The following is a 25,628-nucleotide window of genomic DNA, read 5'->3' on the forward strand; positions in this document are numbered from 1 at the left end:
GCGATGGTGCCGATACTTTCCGATCCGGCAGCCACGGTTTCTGACGATAGCGATCCAGAATAACGCAACGATGTCAAAAGTCTGAAACCGCGCAAACAGCGCCAGGAAACCAGACGCCCAAACAAAAAGGCCGCAGCTTTCGCCACGGCCCCTTGTTCAATCAGCTTACACTGAAGAAGATTATTCGGCGTCGCCTTCAGCGGCCTTCTTCTTGGCCGGAGCCTTCTTCTTCGGAGCGGCTTCTTCGCCTTCAGCGGCGTCGTCAGCCTTGGCGGCAGCCTTTTTCTTGGCCGGGGCCTTCTTCTTGGTTTCCGTTGCTTCTTCGGCGTCGTCAGCCAGCAGCTCTTCCTTGGAAACGGTCTTGTCCGTTACCGAGATTTCGGAGAGCAGCTTGTCGATGACCTTTTCTTCGAAGATCGGAGCGCGCAGCGAAGCGGAAGCGCCGGGGGTGTTGCGGAAGAAATCGAGGATTTCCTTCTGCTGGCCCGGGAACTGCTGCAGCTGCTGGAACAGCGCGCGCTGCATTTCTTCTTCGGTCACTTCGACGCCGGCCTTTTCGCCGATTTCGGAGAGAACGAGGCCGAGACGGACGCGGCGTTCAGCCAGCTTGCGATATTCTTCGCGGGCTTCTTCTTCGGTCGTGTCTTCGTCAGCGAAGGTCTTGCCGGACTGGGCAAGATCGGTGTTGATCTGGCGCCAGATGTTGTCGAACTCGGCGTCAACCAGGCCAGCCGGCGTGTCGAACTTGTACATCTCGTCCAGCTGGTCGAGAATCTGGCGCTTGACCTTCTGGCGGGTGACGTTGCCGTACTGGCTTTCGATCTGGCCCTTGACGATTTCCTTCAGCTTTTCAGCCGATTCGAGACCGAGCTTTTCAGCCAGTTCGTCGTTGATTTCAACGGCAGCAGCAGCGGCAACTTCCTTGACGGTGATGTCGAAGTTGGCTTCCTTGCCGGCAAGGTTTGCAGCCGGGTAGTCAGCCGGGAAGGTAACGGTGATGGTCTTTTCATCGCCAGCCTTGACGCCGACCAGCTGGTCTTCGAAGCCGGGGATGAAGCGGCCCGAACCGAGAACCAGTTCAGCATCTTCAGCAGCGCCGCCGTCGAAGGCAACGCCGTCAACCTTGCCGAGATAGTTCATGGTGACGCGGTCGCCGTCAGCGGCCTTGCCCTTCTTGGTCTCGTAGGTGCGGGCGCTTTCAGCGATCTTGAGAATCTGCTCGTTGATTTCGTCTTCGGAGACTTCAACAACTTCGCGGGTAACCTTGATACCGTCATTGGCCTTCAGTTCGATGGCCGGGATGATTTCATAGGCAACGGTGAATTCGAAATCGGATTCAGCCGACAGGATCTTTTCGGCTTCCTGCTCGTCTTCAGTCATGGAGATGGCCGGCTGGGTAGCAGACTTTTCGCCGCGGCTGGAGAGAATTTCGGTCGGCTTTTCACGAACCAGTTCATTGACGAGGTCAGCCATGATGGACTTGCCGTACATCTTCTTCAGGTGGCCCATCGGCACCTTGCCGGGACGGAAGCCGTTGATGCGAACCTTGTCCTTGGCGTCAACCAGGCGCTCGTCCAGACGGGCCTTCATGTCGGCGGCCGGAATAACGACCTTGAGTTCGCGCTTCAGCCCTTCAGCGAGCGTTTCGATAACCTGCATTTTCCTAACCTTCACATCATGGCGGCGGTGCTCAGACAGCCGTTGGTTTACTTTCGAGCACTGCGCCGGAAACATCGTTCCCCGGCCGTGGCTTCCCTTATTTCTTTACACAAGCGCCTGCCGGACACCATTCAGCCTGCACCGGAGAAAAGACCAAAGGGGAGAAATGAACCCCGAAGCTCCCCGCATCTTATAAAGATGCACTCTGGCGCAAGCGTGGCACAGCCATGCCTTGCTTGTGGTGCGGGTAGAGAGACTCGAACTCCCACGCCGAAGCGTTGGTACCTAAAACCAATGCGTCTACCAATTCCGCCATACCCGCACGTTGGGCGGCGGTATGTCACAATGTTCAGAAAGGGTCAAGCACGCCTTATCGCCGCCTTTCGTTTCCTCCGGACTTTTCTCATCCCCGCGCCGGTGGCAGAAGCCGGCCGCCCTCTCCGCTTATTCGCCGCCCGCACCGGGGGACAGGGCGCAACAGCCGGGCGGAGGCGATTCCGGGCGGAAAACGGCAAGCCGCACCGCATCCGCCTCTCATCGACTTCCCGATCCGCCTCACCCGGCATATCGCATGCAGGCAGGCGCGGAAAACTGGCAATATTTATGCGGCTACATTGACATTATATAGCGCGCGCCGCAGTCCACATTGCCAGATTGCCGGCCCATGCTCCAAACCAGCGATTCAGGGCTTCCGCACCCTGCCCCGCCCCTTATCCGGTCATCCCTCACGCCTTCGCACTGCCGAAGCCCCGGACGATCACCAAAAGCACACAAATTGGTCACAAATTATGCATGAATCGCCGAAATCGGCCTGATTTACCGGCTTGCATTGCAATGGGTGCATAGGTGACATCTTGCTTTGTCTGTTTTTGTTTTGATTAAACCGATTATATTCATGGTCATACAGAGATCGAGTTCAGCCCCGGACCAAAGCCTCCCAAGACTGGCCGCAGAGACTGAACAGCACGAAGAGGAAGATGAAAATGAACATTGCACGCTCGCTCACCAACTGGCGCAAGTATCGTCAGACCGTAACCGAACTCGGCCGCATGACCGACCGCGAACTGAGTGACCTCGGCATTGGCCGCCAGGACATCCGCCGCGTCGCCAAGACCGCCGTCGGCTTCTGATTATACGCCCCGCCGCTCCTTGCGGCGGACGCGAGACGACCTACCCAAAAAGGCCTGAGGCTCCCGCCTCCGGCCTTTTTTTCGTTTTGGGCGGTTCTCCGGGTGGAAGCGGCACTGCCGCAGCCGCCCGCAGTGTCAGCCGATGAAAAATGCATCGATGGCCGACCATTTGCGCAGCGCCCGGATAGCGTCCGAGCCCCTCCCGATGCGCCTTTTTACACCGGAAAGCCTCTTTAGCGCCGCCAAAGGCTGCAAAACCCGTCAAAACCGCCTGAAACACAGGCATTTCCGCTCATATTTTGTCCAGATGATATTCAAAGCCGCAAATTTAGCCGACATACTGCACAAATGCATGGCAGTAGCCTAAATTCTGCACTGCACAACATGGCTCAATGTCTATATATAAACCTCAACAGCCGAGAGCACAGAGAAACACTGAGCCGGCAGACGAAATCAACAGAGATAGATTGAGGAAACGACCATGAACCCCATCCGCATCGCAAAGAACTGGATCTCCTACCGCCGCACGATCAACGAACTTGGCAGCCTTTCCAACCAGGCTCTGAGCGACATCGGCCTGACCCGTTACGACATCCGTAACGTAGCAGCCCGTTCGTTCCGCTAAGGCGTAAACGATCGTCCCGCTGCCCGACCTCCAGGGCGCGACGATTGAGCGACAGGTAAAAAAAGCGGCGCCTCTGGCGCCGTTTTTGATTCTGGCAGGATCTACTGGAAATTCTCGCCAGTCGGTGATTGACGAACATCGGCCCGGCGCACCACGCCATGCGGCACCGCCCCCCCTTTCTTGTCGGTTGCTGGTTCGCTACGCTCCTCTCCCGTCATGCCGGTCCCCGGAACAAGCCCGAGGATGATCCGGCATCCAGGCACGGCGCGTCTGTGCTGTGGGAAGAGTCCTTTCAGCCCAAAGACTTGGGCTGGCTGGATTCCGGCTCAAGGCCGGAATGACGGAGGAAGATGGTCCACTACCAAAAACGCTGCCAACCATCACAGCAAATTACACATCCAGGACGGAAACGAGATCGCTCGTTACATTCGGGCGGCTCGCGGGCATAAAGACCACATCCTCTCTCACATCCCTATCCTCAAAAACATTTGGCTGCCCCGGCCATGCATGCTAGTGCATCCGCAAACAATGCCGCGTCCTTCGGGACCCGCGCGGAACAATCACTCGAAAGACAGCCGCCGGACGGGAGCCTTTGCCCCGCGGCCGCCCATGGACGCCAGCATGCAAGACAAGACCACTTCTCCCATTCACGTCGTGGGCGGCGGACTGGCCGGTTCGGAAGCCGCATGGCAGATCGCACAAAGCGGTGTGCCCGTCATCCTGCATGAAATGCGCGGCGTGCGCGGCACGGATGCGCATAAGGGCGATACGCTGGCGGAACTGGTCTGTTCCAATTCCTTCCGCTCAGACGATGCGACGGCCAATGCGGTCGGCGTCATCCATGCCGAAATGCGGCTTGCCGGTTCTCTCATCATGGCCTGCGCCGACAGGCACCAGGTGCCGGCCGGCGGCGCACTCGCCGTCGATCGCGACGGGTTTTCCGAGGCCGTAACGAAAGAGCTGGAAAGTCACCCTCTGGTGACGATCGTTCGCGAAGAGGTAAATGGCCTGCCGCCGAAGGAATGGGGCAACTCGATCATCGCCACCGGCCCGCTGACCTCGCCGGATCTCGCCGCCGCTATTCAGGCCGAGACGGGTGAAGATGCGCTCGCCTTCTTCGACGCCATCGCCCCCATCGTCCACCGCGACAGCATCAACATGGATATCTGCTGGTACCAGTCGCGTTACGACAAGGTCGGCCCCGGCGGCACCGGCAAGGATTATATCAACTGCCCGCTGAACGAGGAGCAGTACAACGCCTTCATCGACGCGCTGATCGCCGGCGATACGGTGGGTTTCAAGGAGTGGGAAGGCACGCCCTATTTCGATGGCTGCCTGCCTATCGAGATCATGGCCGAGCGCGGCCGCGAAACGCTGCGCCACGGCCCGATGAAGCCGATGGGCCTGACCAACGCCCATAACCCCACCGTCAAGGCCTATGCCGTCGTGCAGCTGCGCCAGGACAATGCGCTCGGCACGCTCTACAACATGGTCGGTTTCCAGACCAAGCTGAAATATGGCGTTCAGGCGGATGTATTCCGCATGATACCCGGCCTCGAAAATGCGGAATTCGCGCGCCTCGGCGGCCTGCACCGCAACACCTATATCGATTCCCCGATCCTGCTCGACCGCTCGCTGAGGCTGAAATCGCGGCCGGACCTGCGTTTTGCCGGCCAGATCACCGGCTGCGAGGGTTACGTGGAAAGCGCCTCCGTCGGCCTCCTCGCCGGCCGCTTCGCCGCCGCCGAACAGAAGGGCGAGACCCCGAGCCTGCCGCCGGCCACCACCGCGCTCGGCTCGCTCCTCAACCACATCACCGGCGGCCACCTTTCCTCCGATGATGAGCCGGGCAAACGCTCCTTCCAGCCGATGAACATCAATTTCGGCCTCTTCCCGGAACTGGCGCCGGGTTCAATCGTCAAGCCGGAAGGCGTGAAGCGTTTCCGCGGCAAGGACAAGACGATCATGAAACGCCAGCTCATTGCCGCGCGGGCGTTGCAGGATTGTGCGGCGTGGCTCGGAACTGACGAAACGGCACCGGAGACCGACAACGTTCAACATCGTTGAGCGAACTATCGCTATGAAAAGTCTGTAGCCAATTCCATCAGCGAACATTCCAGAACGACCAGTCCGACTTGCCCTTCTGATATTTGTAATGTCGGGAGAAATACGGGTTGACTGCCGTCACATACTCGAACTCGATGGTCGTATCGCTCAGCAACGAAATGAGCGGGCGATATTTGTAGCGACCCGAAATCACGATTGCCGTCTCTTCGGCCTTGAAGTTTCCTGCCGTCAATACCTTGTCCCACTTCACATTTTCGGCGTTGCCAAAAAAATTGTGGGGAGGAAATTCGGTCACGGGGACGTCACCCACGAGCTTGGCGCTCCTGAGCGTCAGATCGAGCTTTTCGGGATCGAGCGGCCGGCCAGCTTTCATGACAAAGGATTTGACTCCGCTTCTGACGCGCTCCTCGAATTCCGGAAAGCGGGCGGACCAGCGAGCTGTATTGTCCACCAAAGTCACGAAACGGTCGTAGCTTAGCCAGCCGCGCCCGAGTTCGATTGCCAGCGCCAGCACCAGAATCAGCACAGGCATCAACAGGGCGAATTCCACGGCGGCCACGCCGGAACGGGAACGCAGCAGCAGGACAGAGAGAGATTTCAGCTGCATCGCGATCACTCCGTCACCCGAACGGCGGTGATCGCCAGCGACACATTTTGCAATTGCGGATTCTTTCCAGAGCCGGAGAAAAGCAGATGGGTGGTGGGAAGAATGAATTTCCACTCATAACCAAGCGCCAGCAGATATTGTCCGGCCGCCGCGCTTGGCGTTTCGAAGCTGTTCTCAATCGGAAATTTCACCGGTGAAGCAGCAAGGTCCGCATCCGCAATAGCGGTAAGCGATATCTTCATATTCTCTTCCGTAGTGGGGAGCAGAAAATTGGACGCAATTATGTCCCTGAAGTCCACCTTGCTGACGACCGTTCTGTTGGCCGCGGCCTTGCGAAGATATTCAGCGCCGGCACCGGCGGCCGTCGACATGTTGAGGCTGAAAAAAAGCGCAAGGCTAACTTCGATGGTGCCAAAGATCAGCACGAAATAGATCGGCAAAAGCAAGGCGAATTCGATGGCGCTCGCCGCCCGGACATCGGCAGCGAATGGCCCAAACAGATCGCGCAGACGGCGACGCAATGTCTCAAAGAGAGTCAAGATATGTGACCTCGAATGCAGTGATGATACCGCCCAGACTGTCGCTCGTCCCGGCAGCCGCAATCGACAGTTTGTAAAGCGAATAGGTATCGACTGTGACTTTGTAGCTACGGCGCTCCCAGCGGATTTCATCCGCCTTCTGGCTCATCTGAATGATTTTTTTTGCTGGACCCGTTTGCGGACGCAGCACCTGCAGTGAAATCTCGATATCGTTCGAGCCTTCGTAATCTCGGTTACGCCCGTTATACCACACCGAGATTTCATATTTGCCTGGATGCATCTCCACATATTTGAAGATCGAGCTGTTGGCGTCGCGTCTTTTTTGCCCTTCCCAATGGCTGTCGAGTTCGACGGCATAGCGGGTTGGCGGTATTCGCTCGTTTTTGCTGACAAACGAAGTTTTGTCGCTGTTCTCTTCCTCTTTATCGCACTGCTGCGCCTCCGGCGGCTGGGAGGCCTTTTCCTCCCGCTTTGAGGGTTTGCTGCCGGCGGTCGATGCTTTTTCCTCGGACTTCGAGGCGTCCTTGTCATTTGGCTGCTCTTTGCCGGCGACCGTCGTGTCGGTTTTCTCTTTGGGAGTAGCGATCTGCGGCTCTGAAGTGCACGCTATCCCGGCAGTCGTCGGTTTTTCCTGTTCCTGCTCCCCATAACCCTGCCAGCCATGGTTCTTTCGGCAATCGGCATTGCTCCAGTCCTGGAGCTCGATACCCGGCCCCGTACCGCCATCCCATCCCAGTTCGGCATAGGTATAAACACCCCAGCAGCCGTTGGGTGTTTTGGCTCCTTTGCCGTTTTTCAGTATACGTTCCGTGCCGTTCAGCGATTTTTCGAAAGTGTTGTTGACGATGACCTCACCGTCATGGGGATAGGGCGGAATACCGCCGCAACGATAGGACAGCCGGTAGTCCAGTTTTTCGGTCTGGAACATCTTGCCGAACACGGTCTTGTAGCTGAACTTCGCCTCTATATCCGTCGTCAACCAATCGATCTTGACATCCCGGCTCACCACATCCTGCTTGGTGGAACGGATCATGGCATCGAAGGTGTCCAGTACGTTTTTACGGCGGACGTCGTCCAGCGGCACATTCGTTCGCGTCGGTTTCGTCGAACGCTCGCAGGCCTGCGCAATCACACGTTTGGACTGGCTGTAATAGGCCAAGGCCCGGCCACCTTCGAACAGAAGCCCAAAAAACAAAAGGAAAACCGGCAGAAGCAACGCCGTCATGATCGCGAAGGAGGCCGCGCGGTCCTTCATGAAAAGCGAAAACAGCCCTTCACGAACACCCTTTTTTCTTGTCCACTCAAACATCCTGAAAACACCGTCTCATGTCGCTCATCGCGGCGGGAAAGGCGCGCTGTGAAAAGCGGTGCGCCAGGGTTTCTGCCACGCTAAAAAATATCCGGCCTACCGCCGGGTGCTAAAAATTGCCTGTCGATTGGCGACTGCTTTTTTCGCAAGCAGTTCTCGCCAACCTCTCAAAATCCACGGGGTTGTTAGCATGGAAACCGTAAACCAAAGACCAACAAAAACCGGAAAATATGCTGCAAATTCATATGCTTAATTCATTTATTAATAAATTAGAACATATGAATTATTGTGGCCGTGCCGGTCATCGCCGGGCCGTTTTCGGTAATGCAGTTTTCTTCGGGGCGACAAACTTGGGCTCGCCCCTTGTCCCTCCAGCCAAGCTCGGGCAAAACAGCCCTGTTCAATCACAAGACAATGCCAGGAGATAAGATATGGACGTTCGCGCCGCAGTTGCCATTCAGGCCGGAAAGCCGCTTGAGGTCATGACCGTTCAACTCGAAGGCCCGCGCGCCGGCGAAGTGCTGGTTGAGGTCAAGGCGACCGGCATCTGCCATACCGATGATTTCACCTTGTCGGGCGCCGATCCGGAAGGCCTGTTCCCGGCCATTCTCGGCCATGAGGGCGCGGGCGTCGTCGTCGATGTCGGACCGGGCGTCACCTCGGTCAAGAAGGGCGACCATGTCATTCCGCTCTACACGCCGGAATGCCGCGAATGCTATTCCTGCACCTCGCGCAAGACCAATCTGTGCACCTCCATCCGCGCCACCCAGGGTCAGGGCGTGATGCCGGACGGCACGTCGCGATTCTCCATCGGCAAGGACAAGATCCATCATTATATGGGCTGCTCGACCTTCTCGAACTATACGGTTCTGCCGGAGATCGCGCTCGCCAAGATCAATCCCGACGCGCCCTTCGACAAGGTCTGCTACATCGGCTGCGGCGTGACGACCGGCATCGGTGCGGTCATCAACACCGCCAAGGTCGAGATCGGCTCCACGGCGATTGTCTTCGGTCTCGGCGGCATCGGCCTTAACGTGCTTCAGGGCCTGCGCCTCGCCGGCGCGGACATGATCATCGGCGTGGACATCAACCCCGACCGCAAGGCCTGGGGCGAGAAGTTCGGCATGACCCACTTCGTCAACCCGAAGGACGTCGGCGACGACATCGTGCCCTATCTCGTCAACATGACGAAGCGCAATGGCGACCTGATCGGCGGCGCGGATTACACATTCGATTGCACCGGCAACACCAAGGTCATGCGGCAGGCGCTGGAAGCCTCGCATCGCGGCTGGGGCAAGTCGGTCATCATCGGCGTTGCCGGCGCGGGCCAGGAAATCTCCACGCGCCCGTTCCAGCTCGTCACCGGCCGCAACTGGATGGGCACCGCCTTTGGCGGCGCACGCGGCCGCACGGATGTGCCGAAGATCGTCGACTGGTACATGGAAGGCAAAATCCAGATCGACCCGATGATCACCCACACCATGCCGCTCGAAGACATCAACAAGGGCTTCGACCTGATGCACAAGGGCGAAAGCATCCGCGGCGTCGTGGTTTATTGTTTGTATAAAACAAGGGGGGGCGCGCGCAACCGCGCGCGCCCGCCATTTCATGCAAATGTGATCGCCTCCAACCCGCTGCAGCCATTGCGATTAACGGGACGGTAAATCTATCGTCGTAAGCCGATACTGCGCGGTGGAGTTGAAAATCCCTCCCCGCCCAGAGCGACGCCAGACCTGCGGAGAGCGACCCTGAAAATCGTACCGATCGACAACGGAAACCGCGTCGCCGCCGTCGCTCTTCTGGCGAAAGGCTTCCCGGAAAAAAGCGAGGCCTTCTGGTCGCGCGGATTGTCGCTCGTCAGCGAACATCATGAACGGCGCGAACTCGGCGCGATCGGGCAATTGCTGATGAAGGGCGACGATGCCGTAGGTGTGCTGCTGACGATCAAAAGCCGCCTGTCGGAGACCGAAAGGATCGTCGTCAACCTGTCGAGCTGGTATGTGGAGCCTTCCTGCCGCTGGTTCGCCCCGCGCATGTTGCAGATGGCCTCCTCCAATGAGGGCGAAATCTTCACCGATCTCACCCCCTCTCCCGAAGCCTGCAAGCTGAATGAGAGGCTGGGCTTTGCGACGGTGACCGATTGCACGCTTTTTTATCCGCTGCCCCTTGCAGCGCTTCGCCCGGCAAGCGCACGGCTGCGCCCGCCAGGCGAGATAAAACCGGAAATACTCTCCGCCGAAACGCACGACATGCTGGAAGACCACGCCCGTCTCGGCTGCATCGTGGCGGTTATGGAGGCGGAGAACCGCCATTACCCGCTGGTCTTCCTGAAAACCACGACCAAAAGATTGCCATCCGCGCGCCTCATCCATTGCGAAGACCGGCAGGTCGCGCAAAGGCACATATCCGCAATTGCCCGCCACCTTCTCGGCCATGGCCGGCTTGCGCTGACCATGGCGGCAACGGGCGCAGAGCGAAAGGCCGGCGGGCTTGCCGCACATAAATCTGCACCGATACAAGTAAAAGGCGCATGGAACCCACGATTTATTAACGAAGCATACTCAGAGTTGGTGTTATTGCCACCGTAGGTATTTTAGTGAGTCGTGCGCGACTTGATGGAATCTTGGCCTTTACAGAAAAAGCGCCGTTCCGGGCAGGTCATTGGGAAACACGCGGGAAATGGGAGAACGAGCATGCTTGCAGCGAAAAAGAGTGAAATCGACGTTGCCGATACCATCTATTCCTATCTCTCCAACCGTTTTCCCGCCTATGCCCCCTTTTCCGCCGACACGCTGCTGCTCGAAGGAGGCGTGATCGATTCGCTCGGCTTTCTGGAGCTGATGATCTTCCTTGGCGAAAGTTTTGGCATCATTCTCGATGACGAACATTTCACGCCTGAAAATCTCGGCACGCCGGCCGATCTCATCGCCTTCGTCCTCAGGGAACGGAGGAGATGACACCCCATTTCCTGCTGCACCACCTGCTTACCGCACATGCGCTAAACGACGATCAGGCCCTCGTTTATAAAGAACACTCAGTGAGTTATCGCGGATTCGCGGTGGCTGCTGCGTGGTATGCCGCAGCATTACAGGCAAAGGGAGCGGAACGCGGAGACCGCGTCGTCATCTATCTACCGCGCGGCCTTGAGGAATGCTGGTCGATCTTCGGTGTGAGCATGGCCGGCGGCGTTTTCGTCCCCGTCAATGCGCTGCTGAAGGCGCAGCAGATCCGCCATATCGTCAGCGATTGCGGCGCGAAAATCGTCATCAGCAGCGCGGCGATGATGGATGAGTTGAAGACGGCGCTGGAAGACCTTCCCGATGTCACGGTGCTGCTGGCGGAAGAGATCGAAACCCGCGCAACGCCTGCCCGCCCTTCGGCGGCAATCGGCGAGGACCTCGCGGCGATCCTCTATACCTCCGGCTCCACCGGCTCGCCGAAGGGCGTGATGCTGTCGCACCGCAATCTTCTGGCCGGCGCCCGCATCGTGCGCACCTATCTGGCAATCACCGGCAGCGACCGCATTCTGTCCCTCCTGCCCTTCAGCTTCGATTATGGCCTGAACCAGTTGCTGACGGCGGTTGAACAGGGTGCGGCCACGATCATCTCCACCTTCCGGCTGGGCGATGAGATCGTCCGCGATCTGCGCGACCATGCCATCACGGGTCTCGCCGGCGTGCCGACGATCTGGGCGATCCTGACAAAAGCGGCCCCGTCGCTTGCAAAGACGCCTCTGCCGCATCTGCGTTACATCACCAATTCCGGCGGACGCGTGCCGCAGGAAACCGTAAAAGCGCTGCGCGAGAAGCTGCCAGATACGAAAATCTACCTGATGTATGGCCTCACGGAAGCCTTCCGCTCCACCTTCCTGCCGCCCGATGAAATCGACCGCCGCCCGACCTCCATCGGCAAGGCCATTCCCGAATGTGAAATCTTCATCGTCACCGCCGAGGGACAAAGGGCGAAGCCGGGTGAGCCCGGCATTCTCGTCCATCGCGGCCCGACCGTCTCGCTGGGTTACTGGAACCGGCCGGAGGATACGGCAAAGGTGCTGCGCCCTCACCCCTTCATTCCGGCGGCGCTGGGCGGCGAGACCGTGTGTTATTCCGGCGATCTGGCGGTAGAGGACGAGGATGGTTTCTTCAGTTTCGTCGCCCGCAACGATGCGATGATCAAATCGTCCGGCTATCGCATCAGCCCGACCGAGGTTGAGGAAAGCCTGATGTCGACAGGCCTTTTCCAGCAGGTCGCCGTCATCGGCCTGCCGGACCCCTTCGCGGGTGAAAAGGTCCATGCCGTGGCGACTGCCGCCAACCAGAATATCGATGTAACGGCGGCGCTGAAGAAGGCCGCCGAAATGCTCGCCCCCTTCATGATCCCGCGCGCCATCGAACTGGTCGAACGGCTGCCGGTCACGGCCAATGGCAAGGTGGATTACCGCGCGCTGGTGCGCGAACGGACGGACAATGGCGCCAACGGATAAACCCCAGAGCCACGGCCCGGCTTTTGCGGCCGGGTTGTTCGACATAAGCGAGAACGATCTGATGATCGGCGGACTTCCCGTGCGCGATATTGTCGCCGGGACCGGAACGCCTTGCTTCCTCTATGACGCCGCCGCCATGCGCCGCGCCTATCGCGATCTCGAAACCGCGCTCGGCGGTTTTGCCGATATCTATTATTCGGTGAAGGCCAACCCCCTGCCCGCCATCGTCTCGCTTTTCCGGCAGGAAGGTGCGGGTGCGGAAATCGCTTCCGTCGGCGAATACCGCGCCGCCATCAGGGCCGGCGTCGCAACGCAAAACATCATCTTCGCCGGCCCCGGCAAAGGCATGGCCGAGCTGCGCGAAGTGATCGAGGGCGGCATCGGCGAAATCCACATCGAAAGCGCCGAGGAAATCGCCCGCATCGAGGCAATCGGCAAGCCGGTCAAGGCTTCGATCCGCATCAATCCGGTGCCGGATGCACAGGCCGGCGCGATGCGCATGGGCGGCAAGGCCACCGCCTTCGGTTTCGATGAGGAAGAGCTGGAAAATGTCCTGCCGCTCTTCAAGGACGCCCGATATATCGATCTCGTCGGCGTCCATATTTACGGTGGCACGCAGATCCTCGATGCCGACATGCTTGTCTCCCAGTGGCGACACGGCATTTTCCTTGCCGCGCGCATGGCCGGGATGCTCGGCAAGCCGCTCGAAACCATCGATCTTGGCGGCGGTCTCGGCATTCCCTATTTCGCAGGCGAAACGCCGCTCGATCTTGAAAAAGTCAGCGCCGCCATTCCCGACCTCAAGGCGCTCGTAAAGGCGCATCCGCTGATAACCGACGCCCATGTCATCGTCGAACCCGGCCGTTTCCTCGCCGGTCCCGGCGGCGTCTATGTGGCGGAGGTGAATTCGGTAAAGACCTCGCGCGGCACCACCTTCGTGGTGATGGATGGCGGCATGCACCACCACCTCGCCGCCTCCGGCAATCTCGGCCAGATCGTCAAGCGCAACTATCCCATCGTCGCACCGGCCATGATGCTGGCGGAGCATGAAGAGACGGCAACCATCGTCGGCCCGCTCTGCACGCCGCTCGATACACTCGCCCGCAATGCGGCGCTGCCAAAGCTCAAGGCCGGCGATCTCCTCGCCATCCTGCAATCGGGCGCCTATGGCGCCAGCGCCAGCCCTGCGGGTTTTCTGAGCCATGCGGCGGCGAAGGAGGTGCTGGTGGAGAATGGGGTGTTTGAGGTGATCGGGCGATAATCACCCCCGCAGCAACCTGTCCCCCACCGCGAACTTCGATTTCAACAGACACTCGTCATATTCCGCCTCGGCAACGGAATCGAACACGATACCGCCGCCGACATTGAAGACGGCGCGGCCGTCGTCAAACAGGCTGAGCGTGCGGATCGCCACGGAGAACCGCATCTCACCCCTTGGAGACATGAAGCCGATTGCGCCGCAATAGGCGTCGCGCGGCGTTGCTTCCAGCTCTCGCAGGATTTTCATCGCCCACATTTTCGGCGCGCCGGTAACGGAGCCGCAGGGAAACAGGGCGGCGAGGATATCTTCCACCGTCATGTCAGGCAGAAGTTTCGCCCGCACATGGCTGACCATCTGGTGCACGGTCGGATAGGTCTCGATATCGAACAGCCGTGGCACATCAAGGCTGCCGACTTCGGTGATGCGGGAAATATCGTTGCGCAGCAGATCGACGATCATGCGGTTTTCGGCGAGCGTCTTTTCGTCCGCCAGCATTGCGGCGATAATCGCCCGGTCTTCTTCCGCATCGGCCCCGCGCGGCGTCGTTCCCTTCATCGGATGGGTTTCGATGAAACCTTCCCCATCAACCGAGAAGAATAGTTCCGGTGAGCGCGACAGGATGACCGGCCCACCAAGATCGACCAGCGCGCCATATTTCACCGGCTGCCGTTCGATCAGCGACCAGAATGCCGTCAGCGGATCGCCGCTCCAACGGGCATGGACCGGCATAGTCAGATTTCCCTGGTAACAGTCGCCGCGACGCAGATGGTCGTGCAGCCGCACGAAGCGCTGGCAATAGTCTTGAAGGGTCCATGCGGGCACGGGATCGGACAGAAACGCATCCGCATCCGGCAGATTTGCCGGGCGCGCAAACCGTCCCTCATCCGGCTGCGGGCCGGAAAAGACGCCGAAATTGAGAAACGGCACGTTGCGAGGCTCGTCCGCGAAAGGCGCAAGCTTCGGCTCGAACAGGAAACCCGCTTCGTAGGACATATAGCCGGCGAGGTATTTCCCGGCCCGGCGCAGCTCTTCCATGCGCTTGAGCGCAGCAAAAAACGACGCCGACTCGTCCGCGACGATGATCTCTTCCGGCTCGGTGAAGGCTGTCACCGTGCCGGTCGTATCATCCCGGAAAAGAACGTAAGGCGCGTGTGCCAAGGAAAGCGTCCGAAACAGGAGAAAAACTCGGGAAGAGTCAGATGGGGTCTATATCGCCCCGCGCCCACATTTCGATAGTTTCCGCATAAAAATCGGCGAAACGGCCTTCCTCGATAGACTTGCGGATACCCTGCATCAGCTCCTGATAATAGGCAAGATTGTGCCAGGAGAGCAGCATGCCGCCCAGCGCCTCATTGGCGCGGGTGAGATGATGCAGATAGGCGCGGGAATAATCGCGCGAGGCCGGGCAATTGGACTGCTCGTCGAGCGGGCGCATATCCTCGGCATGGCGGGCATTGCGGATATTGACCTTGCCGCGCCGGGTAAAGGCAAGCCCGTGGCGACCGGAGCGGGTCGGCATCACGCAGTCGAACATGTCGATGCCGCGCGCCACCGATTTCAGAATATCGTCCGGCGTGCCGACACCCATCAGGTATCGCGGTTTTTCGGTGGGCAGCACCGGCAGGGTGATGTCGAGCATGCCGAGCATCACATCCTGCGGCTCACCGACGGCAAGGCCGCCGACCGCATAACCCTTGAGATCGAGCTGCTTGAGGCCCTCTGCGGAACGAATGCGCAGATCCGGCTGGTCGCCGCCCTGCACGATGCCGAACATGGCCTTGCCGGGTTGCTCGCCAAAGGCGACGCGGCAGCGCTCGGCCCAGCGCAGCGACATTTCCATGGCGCGCTCGATTTCCTTGCGCTCGGCCGGCAGCGCGATGCATTCATCGAGCTGCATCTGGATATCCGAATCGAGCATGCCCTGAATTTCAATCGACCGTTCCGGCGACATGTGGTGCAGCGAACCGTCCACATGGCTCTTGAAGGTCACGCCCTGCTCGTCGAGCTTGCGCAGGCCGGAAAGCGACATCACCTGAAAACCGCCGCTGTCGGTGAGGATCGGATGCGGCCAGCGGATCAACTCGTGCAGGCCGCCAAGGCGGGCGACACGCTCCGGACCCGGCCGCAGCATCAGGTGATAGGTATTGCCGAGAATGATATCGGCGCCCAGCTCGCGCACCTGATCGAGATACATGGCCTTGACGGTGCCGACCGTGCCGACCGGCATGAAGGCGGGCGTGCGGATGACGCCGCGCGGCATGGCGACTTCGCCGAGGCGCGCGCCGCCGCTCGTGGCTTTCAGGGTGAAGGTGAATTTGTCGTGCATCAGTTTTTCCGGAACAACAGGCTGGAATCGCCATAGGAATAGAAGCGGTATCCGGTTTCGATGGCGTGCTTATAAGCGTCACGCATCGTTTCGAGACCGCAGAAAGCCGAAACCAGCATGAACAGCGTCGATTTCGGCAGGTGGAAATTCGTCATCAGAATATCGATCGCGCGGAAGCGGTATCCCGGCGTGATGAAAATGCCGGTGGCATCGGACCATGGGTGGATAACGCCATTCTCGTCGGCAGCACTTTCGATCAGGCGCAGCGAGGTCGTGCCGACACAAACAATCCGTCCGCCGCGCGCCTTTACGGCATTCAGCCGGTCGGCGGTTTCCTGCGACACATGGCCGATCTCGAAATGCATCTTGTGGTCGTCGGTATCGTCGGACTTCACCGGAAGGAAGGTGCCTGCCCCAACGTGAAGCGTCACGAAATGCCGCTCGATGCCCACCTTGTCCAGCGCGGCAAACAGATCGGGCGTGAAATGCAGCCCGGCGGTGGGGGCGGCAACGGCTCCCTTTTCGCGGGCGTAGATGGTCTGGTAATCGATCTGGTCCTGCGCATCTTCCGGGCGCTTGGCGGCGATATAGGGCGGCAGGGGAATATGGCCGACGGAGGCAATCGCCTCGTCCAGCACCGGGCCGGAAACGTCGAACAGCAGCGTGATCTCGCCATCCTCGCCCTTTTCCTCGACGGTGGCTTCCAGGTGGGCAAGGCCGCAGGCATTGTCGCGCTCATAACCGAACCGGATGCGGTCGCCCTGCTTGATGCGCTTGCCGGGACGCGCGAAGGCCTTCCAGCGGGATTGATCGGTACGCATGTGCAGCGTGGCCGAAACCGCCGTCTCCGGCGCGCCTTCGCGCAGCCTGACACCTTCCAGCTGGGCGGGAATGACGCGGGTGTCGTTGAAGACAAGCGCATCGCCGGGCTTCAGGAAGGATGGCAGGTCGAAGACGCGGTGGTCTTCCATACGGTTTTCATTCGGATCGACGACGAGCAGGCGCGCGCTATCGCGCGGGTTCGCCGGGCGAAGGGCGATATTCTCCTCGGGCAGATCGAAATCGAACAGGTCTACACGCATGAAAGGGTCTTCCAGAAATCCAATTTGACACGGCACGGTGTTTTGCGCCCCGACGCATCCGCACCCCTCACCCCCTCATTCCTGTGCTTGTCACAGGAATCCAGTCGGCGCGCGTCTGCGCGGCGGGAGGAGTCCTTTCAGCCCAAGGACTTGGGCTGGCTGGATTCCTGTGACAAGCACAGGAATGAGGGAAGAAGAGAACGACGCGACGGATGGCAAGCGTCAAAACTGCTGCGTCCATCCTTAAAATCACGTACCGTCAATAAACGTCAAAACCCGCCTCGCATAGACTGCGAGACGGGTCGAACTGCAATTTCCGAAAATCAGGCCGCAGAAGCGAGCTTGATGGAAACGATCGAATCCGGGTCCTTCACCGGCTCACCGCGCTTGACCTTGTCAATGGCTTCCATACCCTCAATGACCTGGCCCCAGACGGTGTACTGCTTGTTGAGCCACGGCGAATCCGTGAAGCAGATGAAGAACTGCGAGTTGGCGGAGTTCGGGTTCTGCGAACGGGCCATGGAGCAGGTGCCGCGCACGTGCGGAATGGCGGAGAACTCGGCCTTCAGGTCCGGCTTGTCGGAGCCGCCCATGCCGGCGCGGGCCGGGTTGAAGCTTTCCGCACCCTTCTTGCCGAACTTCACGTCGCCCGTCTGGGCCATGAAGTCTTCGATGACGCGGTGGAAAACGACGCCGTCATAAGCGCCTTCCGATACGAGTTCCTTGATGCGGGCGACGTGACCCGGAGCAACTTCCGGCAGCAGCTGGATCACGACCTTGCCGGTCGTCGTTTCCATGATGATGGTGTTTTCCGGATCCTTGATCTCGGCCATGATTATTCTCCTCTGTTCGGGCTCTATTGCCCTACCTTACTTCTTGCCGACGGTGACCTTGATCATCCGGTCGGGGTTGGAAACTTCGCCGTTACCGCCGGCGCCACGCTTGATCTTGTCCACGGCTTCCATGCCGGACACGACCTTGCCGACCACGGTATATTGACCGTTCAGGAACGGACCGTCGGCAAACATGATGAAGAACTGCGAGTTGGCGGAATTCGGATCCTGCGAGCGGGCCATGCCGACCACGCCGCGCGTGAAGGGAACCTTGGAGAATTCGGCCGGAATATCCGGCAGGTCGGAACCGCCCGTACCCGCACGCTGGGCGTTGAAGCTCTTTTCCATGTTGCCATACTGCACGTCGCCGGTCTGCGCCATGAAACCGTCGATGACGCGGTGGAAGGCGACATTGTCATAAGCGCCCTTCTTGGCCAGCGCCTCGATCTGCGCCACGTGCTTGGGCGCGACTTCCGGCATCAGCTCGATGACGACGGGACCGTCCTTCAGCTGGACGGTGAGAAGTTCGGCGGCGGAAGCGAAGGTGCTGGCGGCGAGAGCGCCTGCAAACATGGCGCCGGCAAAGGCAAATCGAACGAGTTTCATCGGATTGGCTCCAGAATGTGGGGCTGAAGTCAGCGCTTCAGCTTGGCGTTGAGGGCTTCAAGCACGGCTTTCGGCACGAAGGCGTCGACATTGCCGCCCATGGCGGCGATCTGCCGGACCAATGTGGCTGTAATGGGTCGCGACGAGGTGCCGGCGGGCAGGAATACGGTCTGGATATCGGGCGCCATCTGGCGGTTCATGCCGGCCATCTGCATTTCATAATCGAGATCGGTGCCGTCGCGCAGGCCGCGCAGCAGAAGGCGCGCGCCGTGCTGGCGGGCGGCATCGACGACAAGATTATCGAAGGAGACGACTTCCATGCGCGCAGCTTCGCCCGGCAGATGTTCGGCAAGCGCCCGCTTTATCAGCCCTGCTCGCTCCTCGAAGCTGAACAGCGGCGCTTTTCCGGGATGAATGCCGACGGCGACGATGACTTTCGACGCCACGTTCAGCGCCTGAATAAGCACATCCAGATGTCCGTTGGTCATCGGATCGAAGGATCCTGGATAAAAGGCAATCGTCATATCGCTCTCAGGTGGTGGGCGCGTCTCGACGCTTCAGCATATGTGCCGCCTTTTGTCATGGAGAGGCACGCGGCGCAAGACTTTATAACCACCCCTCACAAGCGCGGCTGCGGCGTGAACCCCGGATGAATGGGCCGTTCAGTGCGGTTTCAGAGCTATTTTGTTTAAATGCACAACATCGGGAAACCGAAACGCCCCTCACTCGTTAAGCATCCGGAGAATTGAAAATGCTGGCCTTCATGATCGTCCTTTCGATCATCGCATCATTCGCTGCCGAGTATCTTTTTCTCGAATGACGACATCAGCCAGTTTCCTGAACGCCAGATGAACGAGCCATTCAAGGAAGTTTCACAGGCGCGATGCTAATCGATTTTTACGGTTGACGCGGAACATGTTGAGACATGGCGCGTTAAGAAAGAACCAAAGGAACGGACAGATGTTTATAAGAGAAAAACAGTCTACTTCGGCGAAAATCAGCGTCATCAGCACAGCCTGGACAGTACTGGTTATCGCAATGGTAGCAACCACGTTTAGCCTTTATGAACAGAAGCCTGAAAAGCTGGGACCGGACTATCCGCAGCTGACCGCCCGTTATCAGTATATGAATTATTACTGATAGCGGAGAGAATTTCCTCGAAACTCCCGGAGACGATATCATGTTCACATTTCTGACAATGCTTCTTGCCCTGATCAGCGTTATGTTCGTGACATCAATGGTCTCCGTGGTCGCCGAGATGCGACGTGAGGACGAGGAATTCAAGGCGATGATCCGGCGCGACCGCGCCTTCTGAGCGCGACGGGCCGGGCAGACGGCCGCTTAAAAGTGATTCTTTTCAACCGCCTGGACCTTCCGGGCGGTTTTATTTTGCGCCTCGCGGCAAAGACGATGGTGGAAAATCCCGCCTCCAATCACACAAGCGTTTTCAAAACCCCGTTTTTCCAAGGCAAATTCCCTTCAATTTCCGTTTGGATTGATTTAAGGAACGCCGATACGTTGCGGGCCGGACAGCCGGCGACCGCGATGACGTTCCTGTGAGGTTTGCATAACGATGCTCGATTCCCTGAGAAATGCTTCTCGAACCATGGCAGCCAAGCTGCTGCTTCTCCTGCTTGTTGTCTCTTTTGGCATCTGGGGCGTTTCCGCATCGCTTGTCACCGCCAATTCCCACGCCGTCATGACGGTGGGCGACCAGACGGTCAGTCCCGAGGAATTCCGCCTCGCCTATCAGCGCCAGATTTCCGATCTCAGCCGCCAGTTCGGCACAAGGCTGACGACCGAACAGGCCAAGGCCTTCGGCATCGACCGTCAGGTCTTCAGCCAGCTTGCGGCCGGTGCAGCGCTTGACGAGCTGGCCTCGAAGATGAATCTCGGCCTTTCGGAAAACCGCCTCGCCAACCTCATTGCCGAAGACCCGGCCTTCAAGTCGGTCAACGGCCAGTTCGACCGCAATCTCTTCAGCGAGCGTCTGCGCAATTCCGGCTTCCGCGAGGATGACTATATCAAGGAACGCAGCAAGGTCGCCGTCCGCAGCCAGATCGTCGAAGCCGTTTCCGACGGTTTTGCCGCGCCGCAGGTGCTGGTGGATGCGCTGAAGCAATATCGCAACGAGCAGCGCGCCGTCGATTACGTCATTCTTTCGAACGCCGTCATTCCGCCGGTCAAGGCGCCGGGCGACGACGTGCTTGCCCCCTGGTTCGAAACCAACAAGACGAAATATCGCGCGCCCGAGTTCCGCAAGTTCACCTATGTGAAGCTTGAGCCGTCCGATATCGCCGATCAGGCCGCCGTCACCGACGCCCAGATCGCCGATTATTATAACAGCCACAAGGACAGCTTCCGCACCGCCGGCCGTCGCACGGTGGAGCAGCTGACCTTCCCTGAAAAGGAAATGGCAGAGGCCGCCGCTGAGCAAATCCGCCTCGGCAACACCACCTATGACCAGGTGGTGAAGGATCAGGGCAAGACCGCTTCCGACGTGACCCTCGGCGAATTCACCAGGGATACCATCCCCGACCAGTCGATTGCCGACGCCGCTTTCGCCATCCAGAAGGATGGCGGCGTATCGCCGGTGGTCCAGGGTTCCTTCGGCCCGGTTCTCCTGCGCGTCACCGGCATCAAGCCGGAAACGACCCGCACGCTGGAGGAGGCGAAGGAAGATATCCGCAAGGACCTCGCAACCGCCGCCGCTGCGGAAGAAATCACCAATGTTCACGACCGTTACGAGGATCTGCGCGCCGGCGGTTCCTCGCTCGCCGATGCGGCAACGCAGCTGAACCTGAAACCCGTCACCATCGCCGCCATCGACGCTTCCGGCCTCGATGAAAAGGGCGATGCGGTAGCGGGTCTGCCCTCCCCGCAGCTGGCGCAGGAGGTCTTCAAGACCGAACCCGGCACGGAAGCGCTGCCGATCAATCTCGGCCGTGAAGGCTACATCTGGTTCGATGTCGACCAGATCATCGCCGCCCGCGACCGCACGCTTGCCGAAGTTCGCGACGATGTCGTGGCCGACTGGACGGCCGAGCAGCAGCGCAACGCGCTTGCCGCCAAGGCCGAGGAACTGAAGGCGCGCGTCGAAAAGGGCGACACGCTGGAAGCCGTGGCCGGTGAGCTGAGCCTTGCCGTCGAACAGAAATCCGGCCTGCGCCGCAACAGCGAAGACGCTATTTTCGGCCAGCAGACGATCGCGGCGGTCTTCTCCGGCGCGGAGGGCAAGGTGGGTACGGCGGCTGATGCCGACGGTTCCAGCCGTATCCTCTTCAAGGTCACCTCGGTCGACACCAATGCGCCTGCCGACGCGCTCGCCAATGACGACCAGCAGTTCGCCGCCATCGCCCGCGCGGCCGGCGACGACATGCTGGACCAGATGGTCAACCGCCTGCAGAATGACTATGGTGTCACCATCAATCAGGCCCTCGCCGATCAGGCGATGGTCGGCTTCTAACCCGGGGGGCGACAAGATGGCCGAACTGAAGCCGCTGATCGCCAAGGTCGCAAATGGAGAAAGCCTGAACCGCGAGGAATCGCGGGCGGCTTTCGACATTCTGATGTCGGGCGAAGCCACGCCGTCGCAGATCGGCGGTTTCCTGATGGCGCTGCGCGTGCGCGGCGAAACGGTGGACGAAATCGTCGGCGCCGTCTCCTCCATGCGTTCCCGCATGCTGCCGGTTTCGGCCCCCGCCAATGCCATCGATATCGTCGGCACCGGCGGTGACGGTATCGGCACCTATAATATCTCGACGCTCGCCTCGATCATCGTCGCCGGCACCGGCCTGCCGGTCGCCAAGCATGGCAACCGGGCGCTGAGCTCCAAATCAGGCACGGCGGATGCGCTCTCGGCGCTCGGCGTGAAGCTCGATATCGGTCCGGAACTCATCGCCCGCTGCATCAGCGAGGCGGGTCTCGGTTTCATGTTCGCGCAGCTTCACCATTCGGCCATGCGCCATGTCGGCCCAAGCCGCGTCGAACTCGGCACGCGCACGATTTTCAACCTGCTCGGCCCCCTCTCCAACCCGGCCGGCGCCAAGCGGCAACTGCTCGGCGTCTTTTCGCCGCGCTGGCTGGTGCCGCTTGCCGAAGTGCTGCGCGATCTGGGTTCGGAAAGCATCTGGGTCGTGCATGGCGACGGCATGGACGAGGTGACGACCACGGGCGTTACCCATGTCGCGGCACTGGAAAATGGCAAGATCCGCACCTTCGACCTGACGCCGAAGGATTTCGGTGTCGAGCCCGCTTCCATGGAAGATCTGAAGGGCGGCGACGGCATTGCCAATGCGGCGGCGCTGCGCGAGGTTCTGTCCGGCAAGCGCAACGCCTATCGCGACGTGTCGCTGTGCAACGCGGCCGCAGCGCTGGTTATCGCCGGCAAGGCGGAAACACTGTCTCAGGCGATGGCGATCGTCAGCGAGGCGCTGGACAGCGGCAAGGCCGCAGCCGCACTCGACCGTCTGGTTGCCGTGTCCAACGAAGAATGAGAGCGAGCTCATGAGCGACATTCTGAAAAAGATCGAGATTTACAAGCGCGAGGAAATCGCCGCCGCCAAGGCGAAGGTTTCGCTGGCCGATCTGAAGGCCATGGCCGCAGACCAGAGTGCGCCGCGCGGTTTCTACAGGGCGCTCCGGGCAAAGCAGGCCGAAGGCAAGTTCGGCCTGATCGCCGAAATCAAGAAGGCCAGCCCCTCCAAGGGCCTCATCCGTCCGGATTTCGATCCGCCGGCGCTGGCGGCCGCCTATGAAGCCGGCGGCGCCGCCTGTCTTTCGGTGCTGACGGATAGCCCAAGCTTTCAGGGCGCGCCTGAATTCCTGACCGCCGCCCGCAATGCCTGCGCCCTGCCGGCGCTGCGCAAGGATTTCATGTTCGAGACTTATCAGGTGCATGAGGCCCGCGCCTGGGGCGCGGACTGCATTCTCCTCATCATGGCCTCGCTTTCCGACGACGAGGCGAAACGCCTTGAAGACGAGGCTTTCGCGCTCGGCATGGATGTGCTGGTGGAAGTGCATGATGAGGAAGAGACGGAACGGGCGCTGAAGCTCTCCTCGCCGCTTCTCGGCATCAACAACCGCAACCTGCGCACCTTCGAAGTCAGCCTCGAAACCAGCGAGAAGCTGGCGGGCCTCGTGCCGGCGGAAAAGCTGCTGGTCGGCGAAAGCGGCATCTTCACCTTCGAGGATTGCCAGCGTCTCGAAAAAAGCGGCATCGGCACCTTCCTCGTCGGCGAAAGCCTGATGCGCAAGGACGATGTGACGGCGGCCACCAAAGCCCTTCTGACCGGCAAATCCGGCATTCTGGCAGCGGAATGATGCAGCGATGAGCGAGGCTGGAAAGCTCACCCATATCGATGCTGGCGGCGAGGCGCATATGGTCGATGTCGGCGACAAGGCCGAGACCGTCCGTGTCGCCGTCGCCGAAGGCTTCGTGAAGATGAAGCCGGAAACGCTGGCGCTCATCCGCGAGGGTAATGCCAAGAAGGGCGATGTCATCGGCACCGCACGCCTCGCCGGCATCATGGCCGCCAAACAAACGGCAAATCTTATCCCGCTCTGCCATCCGCTGATGCTGACAAAGGTGGCGGTGGACATTGCCGAAGACGCCGCCCTGCCCGGCCTGCGGGTTGAAGCGCTGGTAAAACTGTCCGGCAAGACCGGCGTGGAGATGGAAGCACTGACTGCCGTCTCCATCGCCTGCCTGACGATCTACGACATGGCCAAGGCCGCCGACAAGGCGATGGAAATCGTCAATATCCGCCTTCTCGAAAAGAGCGGCGGCAAATCCGGCGATTTCCGGCGACAGGAGACTTGAATGAAACCGCTGCTGCCCGTGGATGAGGCCATAAGACGCCTTCTGGAAGCAGCGGTTCCGGTGACCGAAAGCGAAACCCTGCCGCTCGCCGAATGCGATGGCCGGGTTCTCTCGGCCGATCTCATTGCACGCCTCACCCAGCCGCCCTTCGATGCCTCGGCCATGGACGGTTATGCGCTGCGCAGCGCCGATGCGGCGGCGATCGGCTCGGTCCTCACCGTCATCGGTCAGGCCGCCGCCGGCCATGCCTTTACCGGCACGGTGGGTGAAGGCCAGGCCGTGCGCATCTTCACCGGCGCGCCCGTGCCGCTGGGTGCGGATACCATTCTCATTCAGGAAGATGCCGAAGTGCTGGAGGGCGGAAAAATCCGCACCGCCTTCGACGTCACCGCGGGGCGACATATCCGCCCGCGCGGACAGGACTTTACCGAAGGCGAAGCGGCCCTGAAGGCCGGGCGGGAACTCGGTTTCACCGACCTGACGCTCGCGGCAGCGATGAACCATGCCGCGCTCACTGTCTATCGCAGGCCGCGCATCGCCATCCTCGCCACCGGCGACGAGTTGCTGCCGCCGGGAAGCGCGCCGCAGCCCGCGCAGATCATCGCCTCCAACACCTTCGGCGTCGCAGCCCTCGCCCGGCAGGCAGGTGCGGACGTTCTCGATCTCGGCATCATCGCCGATGATGACAGGCTGATCCGCGCCGCCATCGGCAAGGCCGTTGCGGCGAAGGTCGATGTGCTGGTGACGCTCGGCGGCGCCTCCGTCGGCGACCACGACCTCGTGCAGGCTGCCTTGAAGGCGGAGGGCATGCAGCTCGATTTCTGGCGCATCGCCATGCGTCCGGGGAAACCGCTGATGGTCGGGTCCATCGGCGCCATGCAGGTTCTGGGCCTGCCCGGAAACCCGGTTGCCAGCCTCGTCTGCGGCCTGCTGTTCCTCGAACCGCTGCTCCGCAGCATCGCCCGCCGCGCGCCGCTGCAACGCACGGCCACCGCCCGCACCGCCACGCTGTTGAAAGCGAATGATCACCGGCAGGATTATCTGCGCGCCCGTTTCAGCACGGACGAAAACGGCCTGCTGGTGGCGGAAGCCCATGCGAAGCAGGATTCATCGATGATGAAGATATTGGCCCATTCCGACGGGCTGATCGTGCGCCCGCCAAATGCGCCGGCGGCGGCGGCCGGGGCGGAATGCCCGGTCATCAGGCTGAAACCCTGACACGCAGGCGATGCGGCCGGCAGCATAACTGACCTCTTCCTGAACCCCACCGAATGGTTGCC

General features: G+C 60.2%; 25 protein-coding genes, 1 tRNA gene and 1 pseudogene. 16 read left to right on the plus strand and 11 right to left on the minus strand.

The window, feature by feature from the left end; all coding sequences use genetic code 11:
• Nucleotides 1-180: 180 nt before the first annotated feature.
• Nucleotides 181-1,659 carry a trigger factor gene (gene tig / locus ACIK7D_RS26435; protein WP_400157993.1) on the minus strand — a complete coding sequence of 493 codons (1,479 nt, stop codon included), beginning with the start codon at nucleotides 1,657-1,659 and terminating at the stop codon, nucleotides 181-183.
• A gap of 239 nt (nucleotides 1,660-1,898) precedes the next feature.
• Nucleotides 1,899-1,981 (minus strand) — tRNA-Leu (locus ACIK7D_RS26440).
• 661 nt (nucleotides 1,982-2,642) lie between these two features.
• Between ACIK7D_RS26440 and ACIK7D_RS26445 the strand changes: the two genes are divergently transcribed.
• From ACIK7D_RS26445 to trmFO, 3 genes are all read left to right on the plus strand, one after another.
• On the plus strand, nucleotides 2,643-2,789 hold the full coding sequence (locus tag ACIK7D_RS26445) for a DUF1127 domain-containing protein (RefSeq protein ID WP_004433052.1): 147 nt from the start codon (nucleotides 2,643-2,645) through the stop codon (nucleotides 2,787-2,789).
• Nucleotides 2,790-3,270: 481 nt separating this feature from the next.
• Nucleotides 3,271-3,414: a DUF1127 domain-containing protein gene (locus tag ACIK7D_RS26450; protein ID WP_003495735.1), complete on the plus strand. Its 144-nt coding sequence runs from the start codon at nucleotides 3,271-3,273 to the stop codon at nucleotides 3,412-3,414.
• A 609-nt stretch (nucleotides 3,415-4,023) separates the two neighbouring features.
• Nucleotides 4,024-5,481 carry a methylenetetrahydrofolate--tRNA-(uracil(54)-C(5))-methyltransferase (FADH(2)-oxidizing) TrmFO gene (gene trmFO / locus ACIK7D_RS26455; protein WP_400157994.1) on the plus strand — a complete coding sequence of 486 codons (1,458 nt, stop codon included), beginning with the start codon at nucleotides 4,024-4,026 and terminating at the stop codon, nucleotides 5,479-5,481.
• 37 nt (nucleotides 5,482-5,518) lie between these two features.
• On the opposite strand, the gene ACIK7D_RS26460 is transcribed toward trmFO, so the two are convergent.
• From ACIK7D_RS26460 to ACIK7D_RS26470, 3 genes are read right to left on the minus strand one after another with little or no spacing between them, the layout of a single operon-like run.
• The gene (locus tag ACIK7D_RS26460; RefSeq protein WP_137453171.1) at nucleotides 5,519-6,088 is read right to left on the minus strand and encodes a TadE/TadG family type IV pilus assembly protein; all 570 of its coding nucleotides are present in this window, start codon (nucleotides 6,086-6,088) and stop codon (nucleotides 5,519-5,521) included.
• 5 nt (nucleotides 6,089-6,093) lie between these two features.
• Nucleotides 6,094-6,627: a TadE/TadG family type IV pilus assembly protein gene (locus ACIK7D_RS26465; protein ID WP_400157995.1), complete on the minus strand. Its 534-nt coding sequence runs from the start codon at nucleotides 6,625-6,627 to the stop codon at nucleotides 6,094-6,096.
• Entirely contained in the window at nucleotides 6,614-7,936 is a 1,323-nt protein-coding gene (locus ACIK7D_RS26470) for a pilus assembly protein (protein ID WP_262535410.1), read from the minus strand. The genes ACIK7D_RS26465 and ACIK7D_RS26470 overlap by 14 nt, the downstream gene beginning before the upstream one ends.
• A 431-nt stretch (nucleotides 7,937-8,367) precedes the next feature.
• On the opposite strand from ACIK7D_RS26470, the pseudogene ACIK7D_RS26475 reads away from it, so the two are divergent.
• The 5 genes and pseudogenes from ACIK7D_RS26475 to ACIK7D_RS26495 form a co-directional block, all read left to right on the plus strand.
• Nucleotides 8,368-9,492, plus strand: a pseudogene (locus ACIK7D_RS26475) (S-(hydroxymethyl)glutathione dehydrogenase/class III alcohol dehydrogenase); the annotation flags it as partial.
• A gap of 291 nt (nucleotides 9,493-9,783) precedes the next feature.
• Nucleotides 9,784-10,524: a hypothetical protein gene (locus ACIK7D_RS26480; protein WP_400157996.1), complete on the plus strand. Its 741-nt coding sequence runs from the start codon at nucleotides 9,784-9,786 to the stop codon at nucleotides 10,522-10,524.
• 105 nt (nucleotides 10,525-10,629) lie between these two features.
• Entirely contained in the window at nucleotides 10,630-10,893 is a 264-nt protein-coding gene (locus ACIK7D_RS26485) for an acyl carrier protein (protein ID WP_080816906.1), read from the plus strand.
• Nucleotides 10,890-12,419, plus strand: coding sequence for an AMP-binding protein (locus tag ACIK7D_RS26490; RefSeq protein ID WP_400157997.1), 1,530 nt, complete (start codon nucleotides 10,890-10,892; stop codon nucleotides 12,417-12,419). The genes ACIK7D_RS26485 and ACIK7D_RS26490 overlap by 4 nt, the downstream gene beginning before the upstream one ends.
• The gene (locus ACIK7D_RS26495) at nucleotides 12,403-13,680 is read left to right on the plus strand and encodes a type III PLP-dependent enzyme (RefSeq protein WP_400157998.1); all 1,278 of its coding nucleotides are present in this window, start codon (nucleotides 12,403-12,405) and stop codon (nucleotides 13,678-13,680) included. Before ACIK7D_RS26490 ends, ACIK7D_RS26495 begins: the two co-directional genes overlap by 17 nt.
• On the opposite strand, the gene ACIK7D_RS26500 is transcribed toward ACIK7D_RS26495, so the two are convergent.
• The 6 genes from ACIK7D_RS26500 to coaD form a co-directional block, all read right to left on the minus strand.
• A complete protein-coding gene (locus ACIK7D_RS26500) occupies nucleotides 13,681-14,838 on the minus strand; it encodes an aminodeoxychorismate synthase component I (RefSeq protein ID WP_400157999.1) in 1,158 nt (385 codons plus the stop codon). It lies immediately after the preceding gene.
• Nucleotides 14,839-14,875: 37 nt separating this feature from the next.
• Complete coding sequence (tgt, locus tag ACIK7D_RS26505; RefSeq protein ID WP_031233875.1) at nucleotides 14,876-16,006, minus strand: tRNA guanosine(34) transglycosylase Tgt; 1,131 nt, start codon at nucleotides 16,004-16,006, stop codon at nucleotides 14,876-14,878.
• Nucleotides 16,006-17,088 carry a tRNA preQ1(34) S-adenosylmethionine ribosyltransferase-isomerase QueA gene (gene queA / locus ACIK7D_RS26510; protein WP_400158000.1) on the minus strand — a complete coding sequence of 361 codons (1,083 nt, stop codon included), beginning with the start codon at nucleotides 17,086-17,088 and terminating at the stop codon, nucleotides 16,006-16,008. The genes tgt and queA overlap by 1 nt, the downstream gene beginning before the upstream one ends.
• Before the next feature lie 323 nt (nucleotides 17,089-17,411).
• The gene (locus ACIK7D_RS26515; RefSeq protein ID WP_020810245.1) at nucleotides 17,412-17,921 is read right to left on the minus strand and encodes a peptidylprolyl isomerase; all 510 of its coding nucleotides are present in this window, start codon (nucleotides 17,919-17,921) and stop codon (nucleotides 17,412-17,414) included.
• A gap of 36 nt (nucleotides 17,922-17,957) precedes the next feature.
• Nucleotides 17,958-18,527 carry a peptidylprolyl isomerase gene (locus ACIK7D_RS26520; RefSeq protein ID WP_400158001.1) on the minus strand — a complete coding sequence of 190 codons (570 nt, stop codon included), beginning with the start codon at nucleotides 18,525-18,527 and terminating at the stop codon, nucleotides 17,958-17,960.
• 29 nt (nucleotides 18,528-18,556) lie between these two features.
• Nucleotides 18,557-19,051, minus strand: coding sequence for a pantetheine-phosphate adenylyltransferase (gene coaD / locus ACIK7D_RS26525; protein ID WP_059760169.1), 495 nt, complete (start codon nucleotides 19,049-19,051; stop codon nucleotides 18,557-18,559).
• Nucleotides 19,052-19,487: 436 nt separating this feature from the next.
• On the opposite strand from coaD, the gene ACIK7D_RS26530 reads away from it, so the two are divergent.
• The 8 genes from ACIK7D_RS26530 to glp are packed head-to-tail and all read left to right on the plus strand — an operon-like array spanning nucleotide 19,488 to nucleotide 25,566.
• On the plus strand, nucleotides 19,488-19,667 hold the full coding sequence (locus ACIK7D_RS26530) for a hypothetical protein (RefSeq protein ID WP_003522749.1): 180 nt from the start codon (nucleotides 19,488-19,490) through the stop codon (nucleotides 19,665-19,667).
• Between the two features lie 40 nt (nucleotides 19,668-19,707).
• A complete protein-coding gene (locus ACIK7D_RS26535; RefSeq protein WP_003522748.1) occupies nucleotides 19,708-19,842 on the plus strand; it encodes a hypothetical protein in 135 nt (44 codons plus the stop codon).
• A gap of 32 nt (nucleotides 19,843-19,874) precedes the next feature.
• A complete protein-coding gene (locus ACIK7D_RS26540) occupies nucleotides 19,875-20,087 on the plus strand; it encodes a hypothetical protein (RefSeq protein ID WP_162936548.1) in 213 nt (70 codons plus the stop codon).
• Nucleotides 20,088-20,100: 13 nt separating this feature from the next.
• Nucleotides 20,101-21,993, plus strand: coding sequence for a peptidyl-prolyl cis-trans isomerase (locus ACIK7D_RS26545; RefSeq protein ID WP_400158002.1), 1,893 nt, complete (start codon nucleotides 20,101-20,103; stop codon nucleotides 21,991-21,993).
• 16 nt (nucleotides 21,994-22,009) lie between these two features.
• Nucleotides 22,010-23,023 carry an anthranilate phosphoribosyltransferase gene (trpD, locus tag ACIK7D_RS26550; RefSeq protein WP_262535425.1) on the plus strand — a complete coding sequence of 338 codons (1,014 nt, stop codon included), beginning with the start codon at nucleotides 22,010-22,012 and terminating at the stop codon, nucleotides 23,021-23,023.
• 10 nt (nucleotides 23,024-23,033) lie between these two features.
• Nucleotides 23,034-23,849 carry an indole-3-glycerol phosphate synthase TrpC gene (gene trpC / locus ACIK7D_RS26555; protein ID WP_400158003.1) on the plus strand — a complete coding sequence of 272 codons (816 nt, stop codon included), beginning with the start codon at nucleotides 23,034-23,036 and terminating at the stop codon, nucleotides 23,847-23,849.
• 7 nt (nucleotides 23,850-23,856) lie between these two features.
• Nucleotides 23,857-24,348 (plus strand): cyclic pyranopterin monophosphate synthase MoaC, encoded by a 492-nt coding sequence (gene moaC / locus ACIK7D_RS26560; RefSeq protein ID WP_020809135.1) that lies wholly within the window; start codon nucleotides 23,857-23,859, stop codon nucleotides 24,346-24,348.
• A complete protein-coding gene (gene glp, locus ACIK7D_RS26565) occupies nucleotides 24,349-25,566 on the plus strand; it encodes a gephyrin-like molybdotransferase Glp (protein ID WP_400158004.1) in 1,218 nt (405 codons plus the stop codon).
• The last annotated feature ends 62 nt before the right edge of the window (nucleotides 25,567-25,628 follow it).

It is taken from the genome of Agrobacterium sp. P15N1-A, from assembly GCF_044626815.1.
Taxonomy (GTDB): domain Bacteria; phylum Pseudomonadota; class Alphaproteobacteria; order Rhizobiales; family Rhizobiaceae; genus Agrobacterium; species Agrobacterium leguminum.

Coding starts and splice junctions, on each gene's coding strand:
- tig (WP_400157993.1), bottom strand. CDS start 1,659: ATGCAGGTTATCGAAACGCTCGCTGAAGGGCTGAAGCGCGAACTCAAG.
- ACIK7D_RS26445 (WP_004433052.1), top strand. CDS start 2,643: ATGAACATTGCACGCTCGCTCACCAACTGGCGCAAGTATCGTCAGACC.
- ACIK7D_RS26450 (WP_003495735.1), top strand. CDS start 3,271: ATGAACCCCATCCGCATCGCAAAGAACTGGATCTCCTACCGCCGCACG.
- trmFO (WP_400157994.1), top strand. CDS start 4,024: ATGGACGCCAGCATGCAAGACAAGACCACTTCTCCCATTCACGTCGTG.
- ACIK7D_RS26460 (WP_137453171.1), bottom strand. CDS start 6,088: ATGCAGCTGAAATCTCTCTCTGTCCTGCTGCTGCGTTCCCGTTCCGGC.
- ACIK7D_RS26470 (WP_262535410.1), bottom strand. CDS start 7,936: ATGTTTGAGTGGACAAGAAAAAAGGGTGTTCGTGAAGGGCTGTTTTCG.
- ACIK7D_RS26485 (WP_080816906.1), top strand. CDS start 10,630: ATGCTTGCAGCGAAAAAGAGTGAAATCGACGTTGCCGATACCATCTAT.
- ACIK7D_RS26490 (WP_400157997.1), top strand. CDS start 10,890: ATGACACCCCATTTCCTGCTGCACCACCTGCTTACCGCACATGCGCTA.
- ACIK7D_RS26495 (WP_400157998.1), top strand. CDS start 12,403: ATGGCGCCAACGGATAAACCCCAGAGCCACGGCCCGGCTTTTGCGGCC.
- tgt (WP_031233875.1), bottom strand. CDS start 16,006: ATGCACGACAAATTCACCTTCACCCTGAAAGCCACGAGCGGCGGCGCG.
- queA (WP_400158000.1), bottom strand. CDS start 17,088: ATGCGTGTAGACCTGTTCGATTTCGATCTGCCCGAGGAGAATATCGCC.
- ACIK7D_RS26515 (WP_020810245.1), bottom strand. CDS start 17,921: ATGGCCGAGATCAAGGATCCGGAAAACACCATCATCATGGAAACGACG.
- ACIK7D_RS26520 (WP_400158001.1), bottom strand. CDS start 18,527: ATGAAACTCGTTCGATTTGCCTTTGCCGGCGCCATGTTTGCAGGCGCT.
- coaD (WP_059760169.1), bottom strand. CDS start 19,051: ATGACGATTGCCTTTTATCCAGGATCCTTCGATCCGATGACCAACGGA.
- ACIK7D_RS26530 (WP_003522749.1), top strand. CDS start 19,488: ATGTTTATAAGAGAAAAACAGTCTACTTCGGCGAAAATCAGCGTCATC.
- ACIK7D_RS26535 (WP_003522748.1), top strand. CDS start 19,708: ATGTTCACATTTCTGACAATGCTTCTTGCCCTGATCAGCGTTATGTTC.
- ACIK7D_RS26545 (WP_400158002.1), top strand. CDS start 20,101: ATGCTCGATTCCCTGAGAAATGCTTCTCGAACCATGGCAGCCAAGCTG.
- trpD (WP_262535425.1), top strand. CDS start 22,010: ATGGCCGAACTGAAGCCGCTGATCGCCAAGGTCGCAAATGGAGAAAGC.
- trpC (WP_400158003.1), top strand. CDS start 23,034: ATGAGCGACATTCTGAAAAAGATCGAGATTTACAAGCGCGAGGAAATC.
- moaC (WP_020809135.1), top strand. CDS start 23,857: ATGAGCGAGGCTGGAAAGCTCACCCATATCGATGCTGGCGGCGAGGCG.
- glp (WP_400158004.1), top strand. CDS start 24,349: ATGAAACCGCTGCTGCCCGTGGATGAGGCCATAAGACGCCTTCTGGAA.